Below are 25,003 nucleotides of genomic sequence, written 5' to 3'. Positions count from 1 at the left end.
AATTTTCCAATTACTGCTTCCAATTTTACCTGTTAAGAATAATTTTTTTGGTGATTACTCTATCAGCAGTTTGGATTTGTATGAAATACATACCTTCAGGCTTATTTGATAAGTCTATAGCATAATCATTTTTAATTGATCCGGTTGCCATTGTAATATCAGCGATTATATTTCCTATAATATTAAGCACTTTTATTGACGATGGTTGCGGCACATAAGCATCAAATATAATACTTAGCTTACCAGTGGTGGGGTTAGGATATAGTTTGATATAGCCATTTCCATTAATAATTTCAATAAAACCTGTTGGAGGATTTACAGTCACGCTATCAATCAACAGGCATCCATTAGCATCAGTTACAGTTACAGTATAAGTACCTGGTGCAAGACCACCGATACTATCGGCTGTTTGAGGAGGGGTAGTATTCCATAAATAGGTATAAGGAGGAGTTCCACCCGAGACCACTACTTTTGCTGTACCCACATTTGCTCCTGTAGAATCATCAGTTGCAGTAATTACTCCTGAAAGAGAAGTAGTAGGCTCAAAAATTTCAATAGAATCAATGATGTTACACCCATTAGCGTCCCATACCCATACAATATAAGTACCTTGTGGTAAATTATATGCTGTATCTGTGAGTTGTGCAAGAGAGTCGTTCCACAAATAAAAATATGGAGATGTACCTCCTGTGATAGTAACCCATACTATCCCGTCATTTGATCCATTACAACTTACATCAATACCACCCATAGATATGGCTAGAGGTACCGGTTCAGAAATTGATATAACTGTTGAACCAACACAGGTATCAGAATCCCGTACTAAAATTATGTATTGGTTAGCCCATAGGCTGGCAAATGTGTCATTTGTTTGCCAAACCGCTGCACCATCAATGCTAAATTCATAAGGAGGGAAGCCACCAGAGGCAGATACAATTATGATTCCTGTTGAATCGCCATAACAACCAACATCAGCTATTGAGTCTATAGAAATTGTAGCAGCACCGGCATTATTTATAACTTTAATTGCAGATATACAATGATTTGAATCTTTAATAATAATCTGGTAGATCCCGGCTGTTAAGCTATCATAAGCGGTTCCTACAGGTTGATACGTTGCCCCTGTATCAATACTGTACATCAATGAGCCTAAGCCACCACTGGCGAATACCGTTAAAAATGCATCAGCAGTGACACATGCAGCCTCTTGAGTTATAATGGAATCAACTATAAGAGGAGGAATCTGATCTGTCTTTCCAAAATTGGCTCTTATCAAATAAATAAATTCACCCACCCAAAAATTTTCTGATTTGGTCCATCCAAAACCTTCAGCAAATATATAGGATGAATTTGGAACAAAATCAGTCGTGGAAAGGGTCATACCTATTGGGGTTGCTCCGTTTGCTTCTTTTACTCCCACAAGGTAAGTACCCGGTGGTAGAATAATTGGTTTACCTTGAATTGGCAAAGTGTACCAGGTTTGTGCTGTACTGCTGATCACCAATGTATCCGTAGTGGATAATGGCACTTCAGCAGCCGGTAATTTGTTGCCATCGGTAAAATATACAGCGGCTGTTACTTTTTGTCCGATCGTACCGCTCCACAGCTTAAAGGTGATAGAGGTTAAGGTATCTTCATTAGTAACTTTATATAATTGTCCGTAAATAATATTTGTAAAACCCGATAAGGGGGCTCCCGGTGCTGTGCTTCCATTCACGATATCATTATCCCAGGCATAAACCGAGTCACTTACTTCAAATTGAGCAGTTAGTTGATTATTAGTTGTATCAGCATCTGCAGAATCTGATTCTATTCTGAAATCAACATTGTATGTACCGATGGCAGGAGGTGCAAAAGGCTTTGTTGAATTAAATGCAGCAGAAGTAAAACCCGCTAAATTAGTTAACCAGATCGTATCGCTGAAAAGACCTGTATTGATATCTACATAGACACCTATGTTGGGAATGGTATCTGAGCCATTATTTTTTACTTCTCCATTAAAATTTATCTTTTCTGCCTGGGAAACAGGGATCATGGAATATAAAGAGGGTAAACCGGCACTGACTAATTGAGGCTCAAAGTTTGGGGGCAACCCTATTGAAATATCATCAATTGCCCACCACCACGACCAATTTCCGGTCCACTTGAATTTTATCATCACGCTATCATTTCCTGCTGCAATAGCTGATATATCAATTGTTTCTGATTGAGCATTGGGAGTTGAAGAACTCCAACTGGCTAAGGAAGCATAGGTATTTCCTCCATCATTACTCGCAAAAACTTCCGCTGCTCCTCCAAATCCGCTTCTGAAATAATGGCTGAATGATAGCATAACATATTGAAGAGCGGTAGCATCCAGCATTGGAGTGATCAGATCCCCATCTTCTGCTTTACCGTCATTACCGAAAAAGTCTGAATCGAAAATAGCAAAACCATTGCCACCCGTTGGTGTATTAATTGTACGCCCACCCGGATTATTAAATGCCCAGGTGCCTCCTGTTAAATTATCTATATTTTGCCATCCTGCAGGCAATGTACCGCTTGAAAAATTTTCTGAAAAAATTGGAATTGCCACTGAGTACTGGGTGCCGGTCGGAGCGAAGCGTAGATCCCGGCTTGTCGGGTGTACTTGATACTGGCTTCGAAAAGTTTGATCCCTGATACTGGCTGCATGATACTGATTTTTTTTTGTTTGTAGCTGCTTTAAATGCAAGGGAATATGGTTTTGTGCATATATACATTTAGCACAAGAAAATAAAAATACAAACACCAAAACCTGATTTTTTGAGATTGTTAAATTCATAGTTGTCAATTTCAATTGGTAATATTAATTTTTTACGCTTTGCGCCATGAACTTTTCACGGACACTTTGAGTTTACCACAACTACCAGTGCAGTAAATATATCAGTACAATTAAGATTTGAAACTGTCAAAGTCACAGTATATGTTCCTGTAGAATTATATGAATGAAAAAAAACGGTTTCATTAGTTTTTACTGTCGCATCCCCCATATCCCAAAAACGGCTTGAGACAAATTGGCTGTTATCAGTGAATAGAATTTTGCCCGAAGAAGTACCTAAATCCACCGTATCAGCGCTCTGGATAAAATTGGCTTTTGATACATTACAGTCAGTAGAGAGAGAGCTGAAAAGAGACTGCAACGAATCAATTGGCTCAACACCCGGAGGAGTTGAATTGACATCAAGATGCAGGTAAATGCTACCGGTTGTATCGCCTGGTTTGGCCACCCTGATAAATGAAGATAGTGACGAAGTGCCATTGGATGTACAACGGGTATCTGCTCCTGGCACTTTTGCTCCCTGCAAAGCCGCCATTAGTTTTTCTGCAAAAGAACCCGTGGTATTTAAAAATCCGGCTTCCATAGAATCTAATATTTGTTGTCCCAATAATATGTTTCCTTGTATAGAATAGTTCGGGCCAAGAACGTGATTTTTGTAATTGGTATTAGCTGTTCCGGTAAATCCAGCAGTTCCCGGACTTCCCGTAGAATCAAAATCTGCTATTCCATATTGGCGCTCTTGCGGGGTTGCCTGCGCGTCATTTGCGACTAAAGAATCAATAATTTGAGCGGGGGAGTAACCCTGATCCATCAAAGCGCTTGCATAATTTTGGTTACCGGCATTCCACAATGCTTGTGTGTGAATAGCCCCCCTGCCAGGATGTAAGTCACTGATAATAATAGAATTATTAATACAGGAAGCGCCAGCGCTCCCAACCTCACCTGTTACAGTGTCCACAGCTACGATAGAAAAAGTATGCTGGGCAATTGAAGAAGTTAGCAACAGGCAGTTGGCAGTTGGCAATGCTAGCAATACCAACACCATTTGAGTTATGGATAATAAAAACTTTTTCATAGTGAATACTCCTTTATTTATAAATACAGATAATTATTTCATGAAATAATTCTTTTTAGATCCCATCAGATAATTTTTTATTAGAATAATTGATCACATTACTTATTGATCCATTTGAAATATACAGAACTTTACCCTCACTATCTTGTAAAACAGTGGAACGAATAGTGATCTTTATTACCGTGCCTTCAAAATTACCGATTTTAACTTTATCTCCAACACTATATTGATTTTCAATGAGTATAAATAACCCTGATACGAAATCTTTGACTAATGATTGAGCGCCAAATCCAACTGCCAGGCCTACAATTCCCGCTCCGGCAAGTATAGGACGGATATCTATCCCGAACAGACCTAATACCATCAACAATATTATTGTGTAAATAATAACATTTCCTGTTGCGACCAAAACAGTTCCCAGGGTTTTGGCTCGTGCTTCTAAATTGCTTCTTTCTTTATCGCCTGTACGCTCTAAATGACCGGTCAATCTAACTAACCGCCTGATGATCGCTTTTAAAATAAACTTCCCAAAGAAAAATAAAACAACGATCCAGGCAATGGTAGCCCCGTAAGTCTTTAAATTATTTATCAAAAATGATTGAAACGCTTCCATCAATAATTTCACAAACGTAAAAAATGTTTTGATTACTTTAAAATATATAGATAATAATTTTTCCAAATAATGTAATAAGAATATAACTCCGTAAGTTGTACTAAAATAATAGTTGGTCCCGCCTCAGGCGGGAGCAGAAGGCAGTTGGCAATATTGCTAACTACCAACTTGTGCCTGCGCACCGAAGTCCCGCATATTGCGGGACACAGGTGTGTATAAATTTTTGAAATTCCGATACAAATTAATTAAAACTTCGGTAATTTTATAACTTGTATAAGTTTGTGCTATAATGAAATTGATAACTTTTAAACTTAGCTTATTGTTTTTTCTAACAATTTGCTATATTTTATTTCCCCCTTTTAGGGGGATTAAGGGGGGCTTTGCCCAGTCAATCCATGTAGGTTTTTTATTCAAACCCGGATTGAGCATTGGTACTGAATATACGCTTCCTGCTGAAATAAATGATACTGCAAAGTTCCAGATCAGTAAATACAGAGCTCAATTAGTGCTACCCATAAGAACAAAGATGGGGATCAGCTTTAAAAAGTTAGATGCAAAAGCCAGCCAGTTGTTTCTGACTTTTAATACAAGCTTAAGAAGACCGGACATTGGCCTTTTTGATGAAAAACAATCAATTTATACCATTGCCCTGGGGCTGACAGGCTTATCTGCAAGTATCAGAAGCGGGTTGTGGGTATATTCGGCTAATTTATATTTTTCAGAAAGCAAAGGAACTATCAGCTCACCAACTCCAAATTTTTTGGGATATGTTGCCCGCATCAGGTTGAATAACCTTCGGTTTATTTACTTTTACGGAGCCGGATTGGTATATAATCAGGGTAGGGTTTTACCAGTGCCGCTTTTAGGTTTTACTTATAAATTGAATAAAGATTGGAGAGTGACGATGATCTTTCCCGTTCAGGCAAAGCTTACCTGCAAATTTTCAAAAAAAGTTAGTATAAACCTCATAAGTACCTTAAGTGGTTTCAATGCAGTGTTCAGAGAAAGCAGCTATTTTGGTGAGGATTTTCTGGCCATCAATTACAGTCATTTAAAAAATAATGTTTCATTCAACTACAAATTTAAAAGTAATTTTAAAGTTATAGCAGAGGCAGGGATCACAACGTTCAGAAGGCTGTCATTCCTGGATGCAAAAGAGGTAAAAGAGGCTTATAGCATAAGAACAGCGCCTTATGCGGGTGTTAGTCTTTATTACAATTTTGGAAATTCTTTGTTTGAAAGTAAGATTGAGGGGGTTGATTGAATAGTGCCTATCAATAATATTTTTTTTTGAATTGTATTTGTTGAGAAAATTGTTATAAATTTGTAACAAAAAAAAACATGGCCGAAACAGCAACAATCCAGATCCCGTTGGGTTTTAAAGCGCCTGATTTTACATTATTTGAACCTTTTTCAGGTCAAAGTAAGAGCTTAGATGAGCTTGGATCATACAAGGCAACGGTGATCATGTTCATCTGTAATCACTGTCCTTATGTTAAGCACGTGCAGGACGAATTGGTAAAGCTTGCCAATGATTACATTCCCAAAGGCATTGCTTTTATCGCTATCAGCAGCAATGATATTGTAAACTATCCTGAAGATGCTCCTGAAAAGATGAAAAAAGTGGCAGGAGAATTTGGTTATCCGTTCCCATATCTTTATGATGAAACACAAGATGTAGCCAGGGCATACCAGGCAGCCTGCACACCAGATTTCAGCATTTTTGATGGTGAAATGAAATGTGTTTACAGGGGGCAATTAGACGATTCCAGGCCAGGTGATGGTATTCCTGTAACCGGTAAAGATATCCGGGCAGCTTTGGATGCTTTATTAGAAGGAAAAGAAATTAGCAAAGAGCAAAAGCCGAGTTTGGGGTGTAATATTAAATGGAAAAGTTAAGCGCATGGCCCCGCCTGTTGGCGGGGCAGAGCATTAAGGTTAGCTTTTAGCTTTTAGCTATTAGCTTTTGGCTTTTAGCTAACAGCCAACAGCTAACAGCTTTTAGTGGAAGTTGCACTGGGTTCTGCTTTTGAGTTGGAAACGCAGTTGTTGATCATAAGAGATTTGGAATTAGCAAACCCGGTTGATGCGGATAAACTGATTGAAGGGTTGCATGAAGAGCAACGCATGATCAACAGTTTCATTATTACACTGAAATTAACGGCTAACAGCTAACAGCTAAAAGCTAACAGCTAACGATTAATGCTCTATGCTCTTACAATTTTTTCCTTTTCATCTCGTTGTAAATTGGCAAACTTAAAGTAATATATAGTGAAACAATTAATTATCATTTTTTACTTCATTGCCAACTGCCTACTGACAACTGCCGACTGTTTCTCCCAAATCAGCGCTCCTAAATACAGTAATGAATTTCTGGCGATTGGTGTAGGCGCCCGCGCATTAGGGATGTCAAATGTACAGGTGGCGCTTGTCAATGATGTCACTTCGGGCTACTGGAATCCTGCGGGTTTGGTCAATATCAAAAACAAGTATGAGATATCATTGATGCATTCTGAGTATTTTGCAGGGATCGCTAAATATGACTATGGGGCTTTTGCCACTCCTATTGATTCTACCAGCTATTTAGCTGTATCTGTGATTAGATTTGGCGTAGATGATATTCCTGATACACGTTTTTTGTATGATGCAAACGGGGCTATAAACTATAATAATATAAGGTACTTTTCGGCTGCTGATTATGCCTTTTTATTTACTTATGCCAGGAAGGCGCCCTTTATTGAAGGCTTAAACCTGGGAGCTAATTTCAAGATTATCTATAGAAGCGTAGGGAATTTTGCTAACGCCTGGGGCTTTGGAATAGATGTTGGGGCGCAATTAGAACATAAAGGCTGGAAATTCGGTTTGATGGGCAGGGATATTACTACAACCTTTAATGCATGGTCACATAATACAGAATTGGTTGCTGAAACCTATAAGCTGACAGGTAATGAAATTCCTGAAAATTCAATTGAAGTTACCTTGCCAAAGCTCTTACTTGGTGCGGGAAAGGAGTTTAATATTTATCAGGAAAAGATATCTATATTACCTGCAATTGACCTTGACCTGACTTTTGATGGTAAGAGAAACGTACTGCTTAAATCAAATTTAGTTTCTATTGACCCCCACCTGGGTTTTGAGCTTGATTACAAGAAAATTGTCTTTCTTCGATTTGGAGTTGGGAATTACCAGCGAATAAAGGATTATGACCACTCTACCTACCCTGATGTCCAACCAAATTTTGGTATTGGCGTAAAAATCAGTAACTTTACGATTGATTATGCCTTAACCGATATAGGAGATCAATCCGAAGCGCTTTTCTCGAATGTATTCTCTTTGAAGGTTGCGTTCAATTAATACTTAAGTCATACAATGGTATGACAACCAAATTGCACATACCTTCGGAAATCTCATGTGGCCATGCGGGAAGGTGATTTCCGAAGTTTGAATGAAGGAGGAAGGAAAAAACAACTAAAAGACAAAGCTTCGGAAATCCCCAACCCTTATTCCATCTGAGATTTCCGAAGACGAATAACCACTGTATGACAAACGTATTACCATACCGTATTCAATTATCCATTGCTGCCTTATTATTAATTAATATTTTAAATGTAAATGCACAAACAATAAAATACGGCAATGAATGGATAAATCCGGGACAATCCTATTATAAAATAAAGCTTGCAGAAACCGGGATATACCGGATAGAATACACAGATCTGGTAAATGCAGGCGTTGATTTTATTTCTGAAAATCCAAAGTATATACAACTTTTCCACAGAGGCATTGAACAGGCAATATACGTAGTGGGTGAAAATGATTTAATTTTTGATTCGAGTGACTATATTGAGTTTTATGGAGAAATGAATGATGGCACGCAAGACTCAGCGCTTTACGTTCCTGCAAGCTCGCAACCACACAAATATTACAGCCTGTTTTCTGATACAAGCGCTTATTTTCTTACCTGGAAAAATGGTGTGCTAACTAACAGGATGAAAATTGACAACATCCCTATCCCTTTAGTATTGCCTACTGAGAATTATCATCTTGCAGAGAAGCTCCTTGTTTTAACAAATAGTTACGCATCTGCACAAAAGAAAGGTAATCCTAATCTTGCTCAATGGGAACTGGCAGAAGGCTGGTTTAGCACTAATGTGGCTCAAAATGGCGCTATTGATTTTAAATTAGCGCCTGTTATAAACGTATATACCGGTGGAGTTCAGCAACCGGTCATTGAAATATTGCTTATAGGCAGGAACAGTAATGCGCATAACGTAATACTTTCAGGTAGTGATTCTTTAACCGGTATTTTTAAACAAATCCAAGCCGTACAATTTGGTGTTGGTTTTAGAACAGAATTAGTTACTAAGCAATTAGATACTGCGGATATCAGTGGTACAGGAGAGTATTATGTAAAAATGAAGGTATTGGGTGTTAGCGGTGCAGCCGACCGGGTATCAATTGCCTATATAAAATTAACCTACCCACAGACATACAATATGAATAATGATCTTTCTAAATATTTTAATCTGCCAGGTACAAAAATGTCAGTTGTTGAAATTCAAAATGCTCCCGCTGATATTATTTTATATGATATCACTGATAAAAAAAACATCAAAAGGGTAGGGGGTAGCTTTTCCGTAAACAATTTCAAGGCAGCAGTTGACAGTACGGAAAAACCAGGAAGGCTTTTTGCCAATGCTGCTTCCAATTATACTAAACCAACCAGTATCAATGTCGTCAGTTTCAACCCTATCATCCCTGTAGATTATGATTATATTGTAATAACCCATAAAAAATTAATCAGTGCAGCATTAGATTATGCTGCTTATCGTGCCTCAATTAATGGTGGCAGCTTTAAACCCTTAACTATTAACGTTGACCAAATCTATGATCAGTTTGGCTATGGTGAGTACGGCCCTGTTGGCATAAAAAGATTTATTAAATATCTGTATGATGGTAATCCCGATAGTACTAAACATATATTTATTATTGGAAAGGGCTTGGTTATTAACCATAATTATAAAAGTGGCGATACTATTGTATATTATAGAAAATATCCGGGTAATTTTTCAGAAAAGGATTTGGTGCCCACCGCAGGACTGCCAGGGAGTGACCTGATGTTTACAATGGGCTTAGATGGAATAGAAGAAGATGTACCAACAATCCCAATAGGCAGGCTATCTGCCCGGACACAACAAGACGTAATTAATTACCTTGATAAAATTAAAGAGCATGAATCTTTTGATTATGACGACCTTTGGAGAAAGAAAATTCTGCATTTGGCAGGTGGTAAGACTGCATGGGAACAGAATTTTTTTATAAATGCCCTCACTGCACAAAAAGATATAGCTGAGGGAATTTATATGGGCGCCAGCGTCAAAACCGTATCAAAAACCAGTCCTGATATACAACTTTTTGATATCGTAAAGGATGTCAACGATGGATTATTACTGATACAATTTTTTGGTCATTCAGCAAGTACTACATCAGAAATAGCTATTGGTGATATAACTAATCCAATCATGGAGTATAACAATAAAGGAAAATATCCAATGATCATCATGAATGGATGTTATGCAGGGAATGCTTATGTAGGTGAGTCGCTGGGTGAAGATTGGCTTTTAGCAAAAGATAAAGGCGCTTTGCTGTTTTTGGCTCATTCACATTTGGGAATTAATAATGTATTAAACAATTATACTTATAAATTTTATGACATAGCATTTGCAAATAGTGTTTTTTGGGGGAAATCAATAGGGGAAATTCAAAAAGAAACCATTAGAAAATTTATTAAAAACAATAAAAGTATTGCGTGGCGCGCAAGTGCCCAGGAAACAAATCTACAGGGTGACCCGGCTATTAAGCTTTTTGGAGCTTACAAGCCGGACCTGTACACCAATGATGACCAATTATTCATACATTCCTACGATGGAGAACCCGTCACATCCGTTTCCGATTCATTTGCCATAGGCATCATAGCTTCAAACTTTGGCAAAGCTATCCCTGATTCCTTTTACATCACCGTTGAGCGAACCTTTTCTGATGGCAGTCAAACAACCTATGACGCTGTACTTTCCCCTCCTGTTTATTATAAGGATACCTTTTTGTTTGCAATCACATCCAAAGACCCTAATACCTATGGTAATAATATGTTTAAAGTTTTTTTGGATTATACCGACACTATTGATGAAATAAGCGAGATCAATAATACAGGGATCATTGGATATTATATGGCTCTAAGTGGTGTGATAACGTTGTTCCCGAAAGAATATAGCATTGTTTCTTCACCAACTGTTAAATTTATGGCACAGTCAACAAATTTGCTTAATGGGCCTGGTGATTACGTGTTTGAGCTGGATACGATAAATACTTTTGATAGCCCTAAAAGGTTACCATACACCAAACTTAATTCAGGTATTTTGCCGGAATGGACACCGGATTCTACCTATTTTATATCATTTGCAGATAGCACGGTTTTTTACTGGCGTGTACGATTCAGGGATATTCCCGCGGGTGAAGATACATTATGGGCTGAAAGCTCTTTTATTTATATTCCCGGCAGCCCGGAAGGCTGGTCACAAAGTCATTTCCCACAATTCAGCAAAGCCGATTTGGTAAATGTTGAACGTAATATTGCCCTGAGACGCTGGGAGTTTGTGAAGAATACCGTTGATATAAAACTGCAAACCTATGGAAATAAAATGCCTGCCAGCACCGAATTGACTTTAAATGATGATCCAAAAATCGGTAACGGATGCGATATTAATGGGCTGTTAGCCGTAACTTTTGATGAAAGAACAGCATTCCCTTTTAATGCTGATCAAGGATGGGATTATTATTGTGGTTTAGAAGAACCCTATGTATTAAGAAAACTTGTTAATCTAAGCAACCCTGCTGATTTTAACAACTATTTTAATTCAATTAATGATAGCACATATATTTTGATCTTTAGCAAAGGTGATGCTCAATATAGTACATGGCCGCTTGAAACTTTTATCTCGCTTTTAAATATTGGCGCCAGTAGTATCATCTATCAATTAAAAGATGGTGAACCTTATATTGTTTTGGGTAAAAAAGGAGCAGGCTATGGAAATGCACTTCTGGAGATAGTAGCCGATCCAGGTTCAGGTTTTCCTCTTGATTCACAACAGATAAGCATTGCTACTTCATTGTTTGGTTCATTTTACAACGCTACGATAACCTCTACCATTATTGGACCTGCTTCTGATTGGGGTACATTATATCATACATACATAAAATCAGAAACATCAGATAACTTTCGATTAGAGATATTCGGTATAGATTTGTCCAATAAACAGTATCCTGTCCACCCCGGTGTGACAAATAACAGTTTAGATCTATCGTGGATAGAACCTGAAGTTTATCCGTACCTTCGTTTGCAAGCCACTGTGTCTGATTCAATAAATTTCACCCCGCCACAACTTAAAAAATGGCAGGTGATATACAACGGGGTAGCCGAAGGCATTATTAATCCTGAAATCATAGGTATTGATAAATATAAGATAGCTGATAAGCGCGAAGGTGAAATTTTTGATGTGAATTTCGCATTTCAGAATATTTCAACAAGGAATTTTGATGATACCCTGACTGTTCAATATACTTTAACAAATCAGACAACAAGGACGCAGGCTAAAACTTACAGCGTTTTAAATACTTTGAAAGCAGGGGACACGCTTTTTTTCAGCTTCAGCATTAATACGCTGGGATTGGCAGGTGATAATAACCTGAATGTATATGTGAATCCTAAAATATTGCCTGAGCAGTATTACAATAACAACATTTTGCAATTTCCATTCAAAGTTCTTAAAGATAATACGCACCCGATCCTTGATGTAACATTTGATGGTGTTCATATTATGGATCGGGATATTGTTTCGCCTGGCCCTGTAATATCAATCAGCTTAAAAGACGAAAATAAATATTTATTAAAGACAGACACGCTGGGTGTTGAAATTTTTTTGAAAGAACCTGATGCTGAATTTTTCAGAAGGGTTTATTTCAACGGCCCGGAAGATATTAGCTGGGTTCCTGCCGGAGCTAATAATAAATTCAAAATAGATTATTACCCCGAAAATGAAGATAAAATGTATTTAACAGAGAAAAAGCCACTTCGTGATGGAATTTATACATTACGGGTACAAGGTGCAGATGTAACGGGCAACGAATCAGGTGTAAATCCTTACGAGATAAATTTTAATGTCATTAATGAATCTACCATCACCTATTTTTACCCATATCCAAATCCATTTTCCACCTGCACACGTTTTGTTTTTACCCTAACGGGGAATGATATCCCTGATGAAATTAAAATCCAGATCATGACCGTTACGGGTAAGGTAGTGCGCGAAATTTTGCAGGATGAACTGGGTACCCTTCGGATAGGGAATAATATCACAAATTTTCAGTGGTGTGGTACTGACGAATTTGGCGACAAGCTTGCAAATGGGGTTTATTTATACAGGGTTTTTGCAAGGAGTAATGGTGAAGATATCAGGCATCGTAATACAGCGGCTGATAGGGGGTTTAAGCGAAATTTCGGGAAGCTCTATATTTTGAGGTGATTTTGTTTTTTACTTTTTAAACAATTAAATAATGGGACAAGAAATGACAACTTTTGAGTTTTGGGGAGCTATATTGTTAGGTTTACCATTTGCTGCCTTTGGAATCCTTTTAATGATTATGTCTATAACAGGACTTTTGGAATCCCGAAAAGAGTTAAAGGCAATGGAAAGTAAAAGCAAGTAGAATAAATTCATTCAATGTAAATCGGATGATTAATCTTCAAAGTGAGACAAAAAGTACTCCCAAAAATCATCCCACGAGAGTCCCTTTTTAGTACCCGACTCAGTAACTTTTTTTTCTAACTCCACAAAAGCATAATTGTACCTGTTTTTCTCATCTGCTGAAAATTCTTTACGAGCTGTTTCTTCCCATTTCTTCTTGTTAATGACCGGGAAAAAGGTATCTCCTTCAAAAGATTCCCCGATCCGTGTTAAGTAAATTTTATTGGCAATATTCATGGCTAACTTATAAATTTCACCTCCACCGATAATGAAAGCTTCGTTTTCATTATTCATCTTTGCAAGCTTAATTGCTTCTTCTAATGAGTTTACCACGAGGCAATCAGTTGCAAGAAGTCCTTTCTGTCTGGTAATAATGATAGAAGTTCTGTCCGGTAAAGCTTTCCCAATAGCTTCAAAAGTTTTCCTGCCCATGATGATATGATGCCCCATGGTAATCTCTTTAAAATGCTTTAGGTCTGCGGGTAAATGCCACATCAGCTTATTATCTTTCCCTATTACATTATTTTGGGCTACAGCAGCTATTATAGATATTGTCATTGGAACTGGTCTTTAGCGCCATGCCCCGCCAACTGGCGGGGCTATGCGCCATGCACTTTGTTTCCTCTCAAAAATTCTTCAACATTCATTCTTTTCTTCCCCTCCATCTGTACTTCTTCCACAGCAAGTAAGCCGTCTCCGGTAACGTAATGTAGAAACTTTTTATTATCCGTTAAGTATGTTCCGGGTTTAGTATCAGTGGATATATTGTCATTTATGATCTTTGTAGTAAAAATTTTAAGTGATTTGCCGTTTAAAATAGTCCACGCGGCAGGGTAGGGGGCTAATCCCCTAACAAAATTATATATTTTTTGAGACGGCAATTGCCAGTTTATCCCGCAGGTTTCTTTAAATATTTTTGGAGCATGTTTTATTTCTTTACTGTTAATGCTTTGCTGCAAAATTTGCGGACAATTGCCTCTATCAATAGCTTGTACTGTTTTCAAAACCAGTTCAGCGCCTTCTTTCATCAATCTATCGTGCAGCGTGCCTGCATCATCATCATCATATATTGGTTCTTTTTCCTGGTATATTATGTCACCGGTATCAATCTCATGTTTGAGGAAAAAAGTAGTAACGCCTGTTTCTTTTTCCCCGTTGATGATGGCCCAGTTTATGGGAGCAGCACCCCGGTATTGTGGCAGTAATGAAGCATGCAGGTTAAAAGTTCCCAGGGAAGGCATATTCCATACTGATTCAGGCAGCATCCTGAACGCCACTACTACCTGCAGATCTGCCTGATAACTTTTCAGTTCTTCTAAAAAAGCCGGATCTTTTAAATTTTTTGGCTGCAATACAGGAGTATCATGTCTAATTGCTGTTTCCTTTATAGAAGAATATCTCAACTTCAGCCCCCTTCCTGCAGATCTATCCGGAGCCGTAGTGACAGCAACTATATTGTAACTATTTTTAAAAAGAATTTCCAGGCTTGGCACTGCAAATTGAGGAGTACCCATGAAAATGATCCTTGGTTTTTTCATTATTTCAACTAAAATATTTGCTAACATAATAAATTTATCTAAATTTAGCCGTTTAAACTAAAAACAATAACAAATGAAAAAGATTATTATATTATTTGGAGGTATTTTATTGAATAACCTGTTATTGGCTCAAACACCCTCCAATATCTTAGTGACCAATCCCATTGCCGAAGATATTTTGCTCGGTAATTATGACCCGGCCAACTATACACAGAGTATAATTATCAATGATCCGGACATAATCACATGTGGGATCAAAAGTGAGGTATCTGCTGATTCATTGCATAGTTTATTAAAAAAGCTTGGTACTTTTCATAATCGTAATGCTTATTCTGATACAGTTTCCAACACCATAGGGATTGGCGCTGCCAGAAGATGGGTTTACAGTTTTTTTCAGAAGATAAGCGCAGATAACGAAAACAGGTTAATACCATCGTATTTGCAATATGATTTAGCTGCACTTCCATTTGATCCGGTCAATTGTTTTGCCGGTCAATTCAGAAATACCTTTGCTGTGTTACCGGGGATGGATACTACCAACCCTTCTATTGTTATTTTTTCAGCCCACATGGACAGCCGGTGTGAGGCGCCATGCGGTGATACCTGTAAAGCTCATGGTATTGAAGATAATGGCAGCGGAACAGCGCTTGTTTTGGAATTGGCTCGTGTAATGAGCAAGTACAGCTATAATAGCACTATTGTTTTTTTATTAACGGTAGCTGAAGAGCAAGGTTTATTTGGCGCTACAGCTTTTGCTATCTATGCCCAGAGTAACAGTTTGCCAATAAAAGCGGTACAAAATAATGATGTGATTGGAGGAATAATATGCGGTAATACAGCGTCACCGCCTACCAATTGTACACAAATGGGGCAGATTGACAGTATGCAGGTTAGGATATTTTCCATCGGGAATTTAAATTTAACTCACAGGGGATATGCGCGTTATATAAAATTAATATACCTGGAAAAGCTCATATCAATAGTGGACGTGCCCATGACGATAAACATTATGAACCAGGAAGACCGGACAGGCAGAGGAGGTGACCATCAAGCATTCAGACAAAGAGGTTTTACCGCAGTCAGATTTACAGCACAACATGAACATGGTAACGGTTCAGGTACCCCGCCAGACAGAACCCACACTCCAAATGACATTCTCGGTGTTGACATAACCGGAGATGGGATAATTGATAGTTTCTTTGTTGATTTTAATTATCTGAAAAGAAATGCAGTGATCAATGGTGTTGCCGCTACAATGACAGCTTTAGGGCCTGAAATTCCTGATTTCATCCTCAATAACGATTCTTCAGGATTAAGCGTTCAGATTACAACTCAAACCCAATATTTACACTATCGTATCGGTGTGCGCACGCTGTTTACTGATTTTGATGCGGTATATTCAATTAAAGATACAACATCCTTCATTATTCCCAATATTTCAGCAGGAATCAGCTATAAAGTAAGTGTTGCCTCGGTAGATTCAAATGGAATAATGAGCCCTTTTTCCAAAGAACTATTTAAAAATGCAGCAGTAAATACAGATTCCTTTATGATAGATTCAATCATAAATCCAATTAATTGTGAAATAATAAGCGGCACTGAAAATTTTCCATCTATCAACCTGGCATATAAAGAGTTATTAAAATGTATTCCTAATCCTTTTAGCAAAACAACTACGATCATCATTAAAGCAAAGGAGTTATTAAATTACCATCCTGGAGGAAAGATAAGTAAGAGTGCCTTTATTTTGATAACTGATATTGTTGGAAAAGAAATTAAAAGAATAAAAATAAATCTGAATGATCAGGAAAATAAAATAATTTATACCCCGGAGGTTCTTGTACCTGGTATTTATAATTATAGCCTGGTTGTTGATGGTATAAACCTGGTTACAAAACAAATGGTATTTGTTGAATAATTTTTAGTAGAGTAAATACTTTCTTCTTATTAATTTATATTGAGCCAGCTCTTCGCGCCATAATTTTTTTATTTCTGCTTCGCTCTTTCCTGCGATGATCTGTTTTTGCAGAGTCTCATTTCCGGCAAGTTTATTAAAATAACTGTTGAAAAAGTTAGCTTTATCAGTAGATGTATTGTAGAAATCAATGAGATATGAAAGGGTAAAATCGTCATTGATAATTCTATCCCTCAGATCAATCCCGTAGCACAATATACCTTCATGTTTAGGATGTTTAGCCATCCCGGGTATGTTTACAGGGGTAAAAGTGAAATCACTGCTACTGCTACTGCCACTGCCACTTCTCTCTGGGGTACCTATTACCTGAAATGGATAATGAGTTCCCCTCCCAACACTAACATTAGTTCCTTCAAAAAGACAAAGTGAGGGGTACAGCTTTATTGCAAGGTCATTGGGCAGATTGGGAGAAGGCTTTACCGGAAGTGAATATTTAGTTTTATGCGTGTAATTTTTAACCTTGATCACTATTAATTCACATTTGTTTACTTTACTGCTACTGCTACTTTTTTTAAGCCATCCCTCACCAACCATCATCATTGCAAGTTCCCCAATAGTGAGTCCATACACAATAGGAATAGGGTGCATTCCTACAAAAGATTGAAATTTCATATCCAAAACGGGGCCAGCTACATAAGAGCCGTTTGGATTTGGCCTGTCTAAAATAATGAGAGGAATATCATTTTCTGCACAAGCCTCCATCACATAGTGCAAGGTACTTATGTAAGTATAAAATCTTGCGCCTACATCCTGGATATCAAATACAACAACATCAATATTTTGAAGATGCTGTTCAGTTGGCTTTTTATTAGCTCCATACAAAGATATGATGGGAATTTCGGATACAATGTTGTCATTCACACGTTCTCCTGCATCGGCAGTGCCTTTGAAACCATGTTCGGGTGAAAATATTTTTTTTATATTTACATTAAGAGAAAGCAGTGTGTCTATAAGGTGAGATTCCCCGACAATGGAAGTTTGATTGACTACTAATGCTACATTTTTATTTTTGATCAGGGGAATGTATTGATCAATTTGCTCCGCACCGGTAATTATTTGCTGACTGCTTGTATTACAACAGGTGAAGATCAATAATATTAAAAAGAGGAGGTTGAATGATATTTTATTCATAATATTGATAATTAATCCCGAGTAGAGACGCCCAAATTGGGCGTCTCTACTCGGGATTGGCATCGGTTATTCGTGTAATTAGTGGTTAAAAAAAATGAATATCTCATACCTCATATCAAAAAGGATCAGGAGTGATACTACGCAATCTTTTTCATCTACCATCATTAAAATTGCGCTGACTACTATTGCCATTGGTCTGGCAATTATGATCATTTCGGTTGCTATTTTAAAAGGTTTTACCAATAATATTCAGAATAAAATATTCAGCTTTGACGCTCATATCCAAATTTCTAAATTTGATGACACCCATTCATTTGAAGAGTTACCCGTCACAATTAATTCAGATCTATATCAAAATCCTAACAAAATTAAAGAAATAAGGCATATCCAGGCTTTTTGCCACAAAACCGGCTTGCTGAAGACGGATGAAGAAGTAATGGGTGTGATCTTAAAAGGAGTAGGGAAAGATTTTGACATAAAAAATTTTAAAAATAATATATTGGAAGGCGAATTCATTGATTTTTCCAAATCAACCTATTCTAAAGAGATAATGATCAGCAAAAAAGCAGCCAATAAGCTAAAATTAGATATAGGTGATGAGATCCTGATGTATTTTGTTCAAAATCCACCGAGGTACAGAAAACTGATCATAGCGGGGATCTATGAGACGATGCTGGAGGAATTTGATGATCTGATGGTGTTAGCAGATATAAAACTTATTCAAAAATTAAACAATTGGCCCGACACGTTGGTAGGTGGATACGAAATATTTCTGCATGATTTTAATAGAAATGAAAATTTAGAAAATGTTAAAATAAAACTTAATAATATAAAAGTAAAACTTAACAATATAAAAGAAAACATAGATATTCAAATAGTTAAAGATTGGATAGACCACATAGTCAAAGATTGGATAGACCACATTATCACAATAAAATTACAAACTGCTAACGATAAGATTTTTGATGCAATGGATTATGATCTGCAATTAGAAACGGTCACCGCTAAGTATATTCAATTATTTGATTGGCTCATACTCCTCAATCGTAACGTTTGGATATTTTTATGGTTTATTGTATTGGTAGCTACATTTAATATCATTTCAACGCTGATAATTATGATTATGGAGCGTACTAATATGATAGGAATATTGAAAGCAATAGGCGCCACCAACTGGCAAATCATGAAAATATTTTTATATAATGGCATAAATTTAATTATTAAGGGAATGTTACTAGGGAATGTCATAGGTATTGGTTTTTGCTTTTTGCAAAAATATTTTCAAATAATACCCCTTGATCCGGAAAACTATTATATGGATACTGTACCGATTGAATGGGACTTGGCATGGATCTTATTTATTAATATTGGAACATTCCTGCTTATTTCAATCATCTTAATAATACCAACTGCAATCATATTGAATATTAAACCAATTAATGCGATCAGGTTTGATTGATTGGGGTTTGCTGAATCTTCTGATTTCCTTCGCTTTTCTTCGATACCCCCTAACCCCCTGAAGGGGGAACTCCCACGCTCGCTTATCCCGAGTACTCGGGAGTGGCTTTAGGGTAGGCAAGTCCCCTTTAGGAGATTTAGGGGTAAATATCTCCAAAGAGATCTTTGAAAAACCCGAATCAACTAATATGACAGTATAGTTGATGAGATTCCTTGCTCGCTCTAATCTATTCCCTGCCCTGCGCCATGCGCACTACCTCCTCCTTTCCACAACCTTGGGATTGCCTTTAAACTTAACATCACTCATACCACTCGTTTCTATAGTTACCTTTTCAGTAACATAGGCCCTCACATCACTCGCACCTGAGGCCTGGAGCCAGGCATTTTTTACTTTAAATTTATATGCTTTTAGCTCGCTTGCGCCTGAGATCTCGGCATCAAGCTCATTACCGCTACCGGATAGGGTTAGCTCAGATGCTCCGGACATCTCTATTTCCAGCTTTTTGGTCATTATATCTATTTTTGATTGTGAAGCCCCTGATAGTTCTATGTGAAAATCCTCTGTGTTAAATCCTCTGATACTTGATATGGAAGCGCCATAAAAATACACTCCTGATATCTCAGGCATGGTAACCGATACTTCCATATTATTGCGGTCAACACCAAAATTAAAATTATGCCGGTTTATATACTTCTCAAACAGGTCATGTTCATAATCAATTTCTAATTCATCACCATCTACCTTTACAGTCACCTCTTCCATGTCATTGTCATCTTCACCGGTTATAACTACCTTAAAATCTTTCCCCTTTTTAACGTCAATAATAAAAGCGCTCCCAATATTTAATTTTGTGAAACCGGTAAGCTGGTATTCTCTACTGTATTTTCCATTTTCATCGTCTATTATTTTAATATCATCCTCATTAACGGTTAACGGTTTACACGTTAAACATTCTAATCCATCCTTTGTAAAATGCCATTTATTGCCTTCGATCTGGCTGTTGCTGTATCCATATTTGTAAATGATGCTTCTTACCTTTTTAAAACCCCATTTATTGCTTTCGATCTGCCTGTTGCTGTATCTATATTTGTGAATGGTGCTTCTTAGTATTTTTTTTAGCTCTTTATCCATCAAAAACGTTTGTTTATATGGAAGGTATAAAACCATCTCTAAGGTTTGAAACCTGAATTTTGCACTGTCAGTAAAGTCGAAGTTTGTGTCAAATGTGAGGATGGAGTCTTTAAAAACTACATTATATGTCAGCATTTTTACATTGTTTATTGCATTTTTTCTATTAATACCTCTCGACTCAAACTTTTGAACCAATTTAATATAGGGCTCATCATGCCCTCTTATCTTTAGTGTTGTCTCCTTATAAGTTTCATTGCCTGCTTCTTTAGCTGTGATGTAAAGACTTCTGCCATCTTCAATATCAAACGATTGTGATGTTTTATAATAAGCTTCCGTTCTGAAATTTTTAGCGATCAACGGAACTGATATTCCTAAGCCGATAATACTTAAAAACCAGACACAGACCATGGTCCAGCCAAACAGGGGATTTATCACATTTCTTTTTGCCAGAAAGATAATCCCTAATAATCCTAGAAATACGGCAGGAATAAATAATGTTAAAAATCCGGAGACCGAACTAATAAAAGGAATACTGCCATGAAGAATATCCAGGGGCAAGTCATATAGAACCATCCAGCTAAAAAAAGTAAATAAGCCCATTGAGATTCCAAATACAATTAGTAAAGAAAGTAATAAAATGCTTGAGATCAGAATTAGAAAAACACCTGAAAAAATTCTTATTATTTCTACTAAAAAAACCATCATAGAGCCGATGTTTTTTTCTAACCAGTTAAAAATTTGCGCCAGTAACCTGAAGGGAAACAACACTATTTTTGCCAAAAGGCCTTCTTCCCCGTCTTTATCCTCAACATTAAGTCCTTTTTTAATATTAGACTCTATGTTTGATAGCGTAACGGGTTCGCCTTGCATTTCCATTTTCTCGGTGATGGTTTTTGCTTCAGGCGTGATTATCCACAGCACGATGTAAGCTATGATGCCTGTTCCCCCAAACAGGACAGCAACAACAAACAGCAGCCTGATCAAACTATCATCGGTTCCAAAGTAAGTTGCAATTCCACTGGATACACCGCCAATGATCCTTTTGTCAGGGTCTCTAAAAAGTTTTTTTATTTTTTTATCATCTTCCAACTTATCAGATTCGGGTAATATGATCCATAAAATTATATAGATTAAAATCATAATTCCCCAGAATGGTGTTAATACCAAAAATGCCAATCTGATCCAGATAGGATCAGCTTTAAAATAATGGGCAATGCCTGCAGCCACACCCCCTAAGATTTTACGTTTACCATCCCTGAAAAGCTTTTTGGGATGTTTCTCTTCTTCGCTTTCCTTTTCTTTTTCCTTTTGATCAGCTTTCTCCGGGCCTTTTTGGTCTTCTTCAATAGCTTCAAAATCAGCTATATCACCCATTCTTGAAATTAGCTTTTCAACATCTTTAAGGGTAATTACCTGCTTACTTTTACCAAGCACGTCTAAAAAAAGCTCTGCAATACGACTTTCTATATCTTCAACAATTTCCTCCTTATCGTCATAGGAAGAAAAGTGCTTGTTAATTAATGTTAAATAGTCGTTTAATTTTTCGTAACCATCTTCCTCAATGTTAAAGATGGTCCCGCTGATATTAATAGTTACTGTTTTTTTCATGATATTTTTTAGTTATGTATTATTGATAAATGTTAACTCTAAACTCTAAACTATTGTTTATTTTCTTTATTCCTTTATTCCCAGCAAATTCATCGGATGCCCCAAACGCACAACCTGGAGAGTCATCCGATGATAACCACCCCTTGTCATAGTCATTGTCATTGTCTATTGTCATATTGTCTACTGTCTATTGCCAACTGCCAACTGCATTTCCATATTCCCTTATTCCTTTATTCCTTTATTCCCTTTCTTCTTAATTACGTTATTTGTAGATAATGCAAGCTCCTCCCATGTTTTCTTCAAATTTCCCAGAAACATTATGCCTTGTTTTGTTAAATGATAGTATTTTCTGGGTGGGCCTGATCTTGATTCTATCCATTTATAATCTACCAATCCTGCCTTACGGAGTCTTGTAAGTAAAGGATAGAGCGTTCCTTCTACCACAATTAATTTTGCTGAGGTAAGTTCTCCGAGCATATCTGACGCGTAAACTTCACCACGTGAAATAATATAAAGGATACAAAACTCCAATATCCCTTTACGCATTTGTACCTGTGTGTTTTCTAGATTCATTGTGTAGTTAGTCGCCTGGTCTGTCCCATACCTCTGGTCGGGGCAACTTTGAAATTATTTGTTAATATTCTCATTAAATACAAGTAACCTGTTTTATAGCCATTTTTTTGTTGTAAATCACAGAGTCGCCAGAGGACTTTTTTGTATTTCGGCACAAATATAATAACAGGTACTATGTAATGCAAGGTATTTCATATTTTTTTTTAAAAAAAGAATTTTTTAGTATAAATTCGTATATTGGCATCGGGTATGGCTAAATTATACTTCAGATATTCATCCATGGCAGCAGGCAAATCACTTGATTTGCTAAAAGTGGCATTTAATTATGAAGAAAGAGGTAAAGAAGTTTTGCTATTGTTGCCTTCAGTTGATATCCGGTATGGGGAAGGGAAAATCGTATCCAGAACAGGTTTAAAAAAAGATGCAGTAATAGTAAGTGAACAATTTAACATTCTGAATTATATTCGCCAGTTGACCAATAAACCAGATTGTGTACTTGTAGATGAGGCGCAGTTTTTAAATAAAGCCAATGTTGTGGAATTAACAGAGGTTGTTGATAAGCTTAACATACCGGTAATATGTTACGGTTTACGGAGTGATTATCGTAGCGAACCATTCGTGGGCAGTATGTATTTGATGGCATTAGCAGATAGTATTGAAGAGATAAAGACCATTTGTCATTGCGGAAAAAAGGCGACTATGAATTTAAGAGTGGTTGATGGAAAACCGGTATATAAAGGGAAACAGGTAATTATTGGTGGCAATGAATCATACGTTGCCGTGTGCAGAAAGCATTTTAAGCAAGGTGAATACGAATAGTTATTAGTAGTTTGCCCCGCACACACCGCACATAAATTTTTGGTAAGTTTGCTCTGTTAAGAGCTTAAAGCCCTCTCATTTTAATTATTTCTGATAATTCGGGCTGTTTTTTAGCATAGTCCTTTAAAATGGATTCTATCAGTTTTTCTCTTTTGGTTGATGAATATAATTTTTTTTCTGCGGGCTTAATTTCTATTTCACGCTCACGCATAAACAACCCTACTATACTTCCAAACAATCCTAACATACATGCAAATAAAATCCCAAAACCCCAGAGCATATAGGTTTGTATATCATCTATTCTTTTTTCCATTTGTTGAAAACGTTGATCAATTCGTTTTTCCATTTGTTCTATTGTTACCCTTAACTCTCCCATTGTTACCCTTAACTCTATAAGAAATTCTCTATCTTTTTGAGTAAACTCGTTTTGAGCAAAAGCAACATTGAATGAAATCATAGTTATTATAATTACCGAATTAATTATTATTAATTTTTGGAGATTTTTCACTTTACAAAAAAATTTTTTTGATAGTAATGGTTTAGTTAATTGTTTATTTTCCTTTATTTTTGATAAAGTAATAAATTTTTATGATTTCATGAATTATTTTAATAACCACATAAACAAATCCACAGACAAGAATAGCAAATTTTAGGACTTCACTGATTTCTATATAATCTACTATTGCAATAAAAATAAGTATCAGCACTACATCTAATATGGTATCTGCAGTTTGCATTTTATTTTAAGGGCGTCTCTAAAAACTACATATTTTTATTGTACAAATACTTTTTTTATAAATACATTATCACTGGTATTAACCCTCAGAAAATACATTCCTTTTGGCTGACGAGACAAATCAACTTCTTTATTAAATTCACTATTTACCGAGTGCTGTTCGTTGACCACACTCCTGCCTTGTAAGTCCAAAATAGTGAGCTGAATTTTTTCATTTTCAAATCCGGTAAATGAAACTGTAAATACGCCTTCATTTGGATTTGGATAAATATTGATCTGCCCTGTTGCAATGGCGATTTCAGCGATCCCTGTTGAAGTTACAGTAACCGAAATTAGGAAACTATCACTACCACAAGGATTAAAAGCTCGAAGCATGACAGGGTAAGTGCCGGCAGCAGCGTAGGTATATGTAACAGTATCCTGCGTAGAAGTGCCTGCGCCATCACCAAAATCCCAGAAGAAACCTGATGTAGCATCAACTGAAAAGGTAGCGTCAAAGAAAACCGTCAGCCCCGAAATAGTTGTTGTAAATACAGCCGTAGGACCGCTTGAAACCGTTACCGATACAGTGTCAGATGAAAAACATCCTGTAACATCTGTTACTTGTACAGAATAAGTTCCGGATGTATCAACAGTAATGGTTTGGGTAGTGTCAGGTGTTGACCAACTATATTGCATTCCGGGATTGCCTGCATCTAACACTATAGAATCGCCAGTACAAATAATCGTATCAAAGCCCAGGTT

General features: G+C 36.9%; 18 protein-coding genes. 8 read left to right on the top strand and 10 right to left on the bottom strand.

The genetic code is table 11. The annotated features are described in order from the left end of the window. Positions 1-25: 25 nt before the first annotated feature. From FVQ77_11905 to FVQ77_11895, 3 genes are read right to left on the bottom strand one after another with little or no spacing between them, the layout of a single operon-like run. On the bottom strand, positions 26-2,803 hold the full coding sequence (locus FVQ77_11905) for a T9SS type A sorting domain-containing protein (protein MBW8051017.1): 2,778 nt from the start codon (positions 2,801-2,803) through the stop codon (positions 26-28). A 55-nt stretch (positions 2,804-2,858) separates the two neighbouring features. Beyond that, positions 2,859-3,875 (bottom strand): DUF1028 domain-containing protein, encoded by a 1,017-nt coding sequence (locus tag FVQ77_11900; GenBank protein ID MBW8051016.1) that lies wholly within the window; start codon positions 3,873-3,875, stop codon positions 2,859-2,861. A gap of 55 nt (positions 3,876-3,930) precedes the next feature. Then, positions 3,931-4,554 (bottom strand): mechanosensitive ion channel, encoded by a 624-nt coding sequence (locus FVQ77_11895; GenBank protein ID MBW8051015.1) that lies wholly within the window; start codon positions 4,552-4,554, stop codon positions 3,931-3,933. A gap of 223 nt (positions 4,555-4,777) precedes the next feature. Between FVQ77_11895 and FVQ77_11890 the strand changes: the two genes are divergently transcribed. The 5 genes from FVQ77_11890 (at position 4,778) to FVQ77_11870 (ending at position 13,067) form a co-directional block, all read left to right on the top strand. Beyond that, positions 4,778-5,752: a hypothetical protein gene (locus FVQ77_11890; protein ID MBW8051014.1), complete on the top strand. Its 975-nt coding sequence runs from the start codon at positions 4,778-4,780 to the stop codon at positions 5,750-5,752. Positions 5,753-5,829: 77 nt separating this feature from the next. After that, positions 5,830-6,387: a thioredoxin family protein gene (locus FVQ77_11885; protein ID MBW8051013.1), complete on the top strand. Its 558-nt coding sequence runs from the start codon at positions 5,830-5,832 to the stop codon at positions 6,385-6,387. A gap of 105 nt (positions 6,388-6,492) precedes the next feature. Beyond that, positions 6,493-6,663, top strand: a complete 171-nt coding sequence (locus tag FVQ77_11880; GenBank protein ID MBW8051012.1) for a four helix bundle protein — start codon at positions 6,493-6,495, stop codon at positions 6,661-6,663. A 93-nt stretch (positions 6,664-6,756) separates the two neighbouring features. Continuing rightward, the gene (locus FVQ77_11875) at positions 6,757-7,842 is read left to right on the top strand and encodes a PorV/PorQ family protein (GenBank protein ID MBW8051011.1); all 1,086 of its coding nucleotides are present in this window, start codon (positions 6,757-6,759) and stop codon (positions 7,840-7,842) included. Positions 7,843-8,027: 185 nt separating this feature from the next. After that, positions 8,028-13,067, top strand: a complete 5,040-nt coding sequence (locus tag FVQ77_11870; GenBank protein ID MBW8051010.1) for a hypothetical protein — start codon at positions 8,028-8,030, stop codon at positions 13,065-13,067. 213 nt (positions 13,068-13,280) lie between these two features. Here the strand turns inward: FVQ77_11870 and FVQ77_11865 are convergent, their stop codons facing one another. After that, positions 13,281-13,847 carry a dihydrofolate reductase gene (locus FVQ77_11865; protein MBW8051009.1) on the bottom strand — a complete coding sequence of 189 codons (567 nt, stop codon included), beginning with the start codon at positions 13,845-13,847 and terminating at the stop codon, positions 13,281-13,283. A gap of 41 nt (positions 13,848-13,888) precedes the next feature. Then, a complete protein-coding gene (locus FVQ77_11860) occupies positions 13,889-14,827 on the bottom strand; it encodes a methionyl-tRNA formyltransferase (protein ID MBW8051008.1) in 939 nt (312 codons plus the stop codon). Positions 14,828-14,900: 73 nt separating this feature from the next. Here FVQ77_11860 and FVQ77_11855 point away from each other — a divergent pair, with 73 nt between their 5' ends. Beyond that, entirely contained in the window at positions 14,901-16,745 is a 1,845-nt protein-coding gene (locus FVQ77_11855; GenBank protein ID MBW8051007.1) for a M28 family peptidase, read from the top strand. Positions 16,746-16,748: 3 nt separating this feature from the next. Here FVQ77_11855 and FVQ77_11850 read toward each other — a convergent pair whose 3' ends face one another. After that, entirely contained in the window at positions 16,749-17,933 is a 1,185-nt protein-coding gene (locus FVQ77_11850; GenBank protein MBW8051006.1) for a DUF1343 domain-containing protein, read from the bottom strand. Positions 17,934-18,027: 94 nt separating this feature from the next. Between FVQ77_11850 and FVQ77_11845 the strand changes: the two genes are divergently transcribed. Beyond that, positions 18,028-19,392, top strand: a complete 1,365-nt coding sequence (locus tag FVQ77_11845; GenBank protein ID MBW8051005.1) for an ABC transporter permease — start codon at positions 18,028-18,030, stop codon at positions 19,390-19,392. A gap of 252 nt (positions 19,393-19,644) precedes the next feature. Here FVQ77_11845 and FVQ77_11840 read toward each other — a convergent pair whose 3' ends face one another. Continuing rightward, positions 19,645-22,131, bottom strand: coding sequence for a PspC domain-containing protein (locus FVQ77_11840; GenBank protein ID MBW8051004.1), 2,487 nt, complete (start codon positions 22,129-22,131; stop codon positions 19,645-19,647). A gap of 222 nt (positions 22,132-22,353) precedes the next feature. Further along, positions 22,354-22,704, bottom strand: a complete 351-nt coding sequence (locus FVQ77_11835; protein ID MBW8051003.1) for a PadR family transcriptional regulator — start codon at positions 22,702-22,704, stop codon at positions 22,354-22,356. A 249-nt stretch (positions 22,705-22,953) separates the two neighbouring features. Here FVQ77_11835 and FVQ77_11830 point away from each other — a divergent pair, with 249 nt between their 5' ends. Further along, positions 22,954-23,523, top strand: coding sequence for a thymidine kinase (locus FVQ77_11830; GenBank protein ID MBW8051002.1), 570 nt, complete (start codon positions 22,954-22,956; stop codon positions 23,521-23,523). Between the two features lie 64 nt (positions 23,524-23,587). Here the strand turns inward: FVQ77_11830 and FVQ77_11825 are convergent, their stop codons facing one another. After that, on the bottom strand, positions 23,588-24,031 hold the full coding sequence (locus FVQ77_11825; protein MBW8051001.1) for a hypothetical protein: 444 nt from the start codon (positions 24,029-24,031) through the stop codon (positions 23,588-23,590). A gap of 264 nt (positions 24,032-24,295) precedes the next feature. Further along, on the bottom strand, positions 24,296-25,003 hold a 708-nt coding region (locus FVQ77_11820; protein ID MBW8051000.1), incomplete at its 5' end, for a T9SS type A sorting domain-containing protein.

The organism is Cytophagales bacterium (genome assembly GCA_019456305.1).
Lineage (GTDB): Bacteria > Bacteroidota > Bacteroidia > Cytophagales > VRUD01 > VRUD01.
This window is presented reverse-complemented; position numbering and strand designations above follow the sequence as displayed.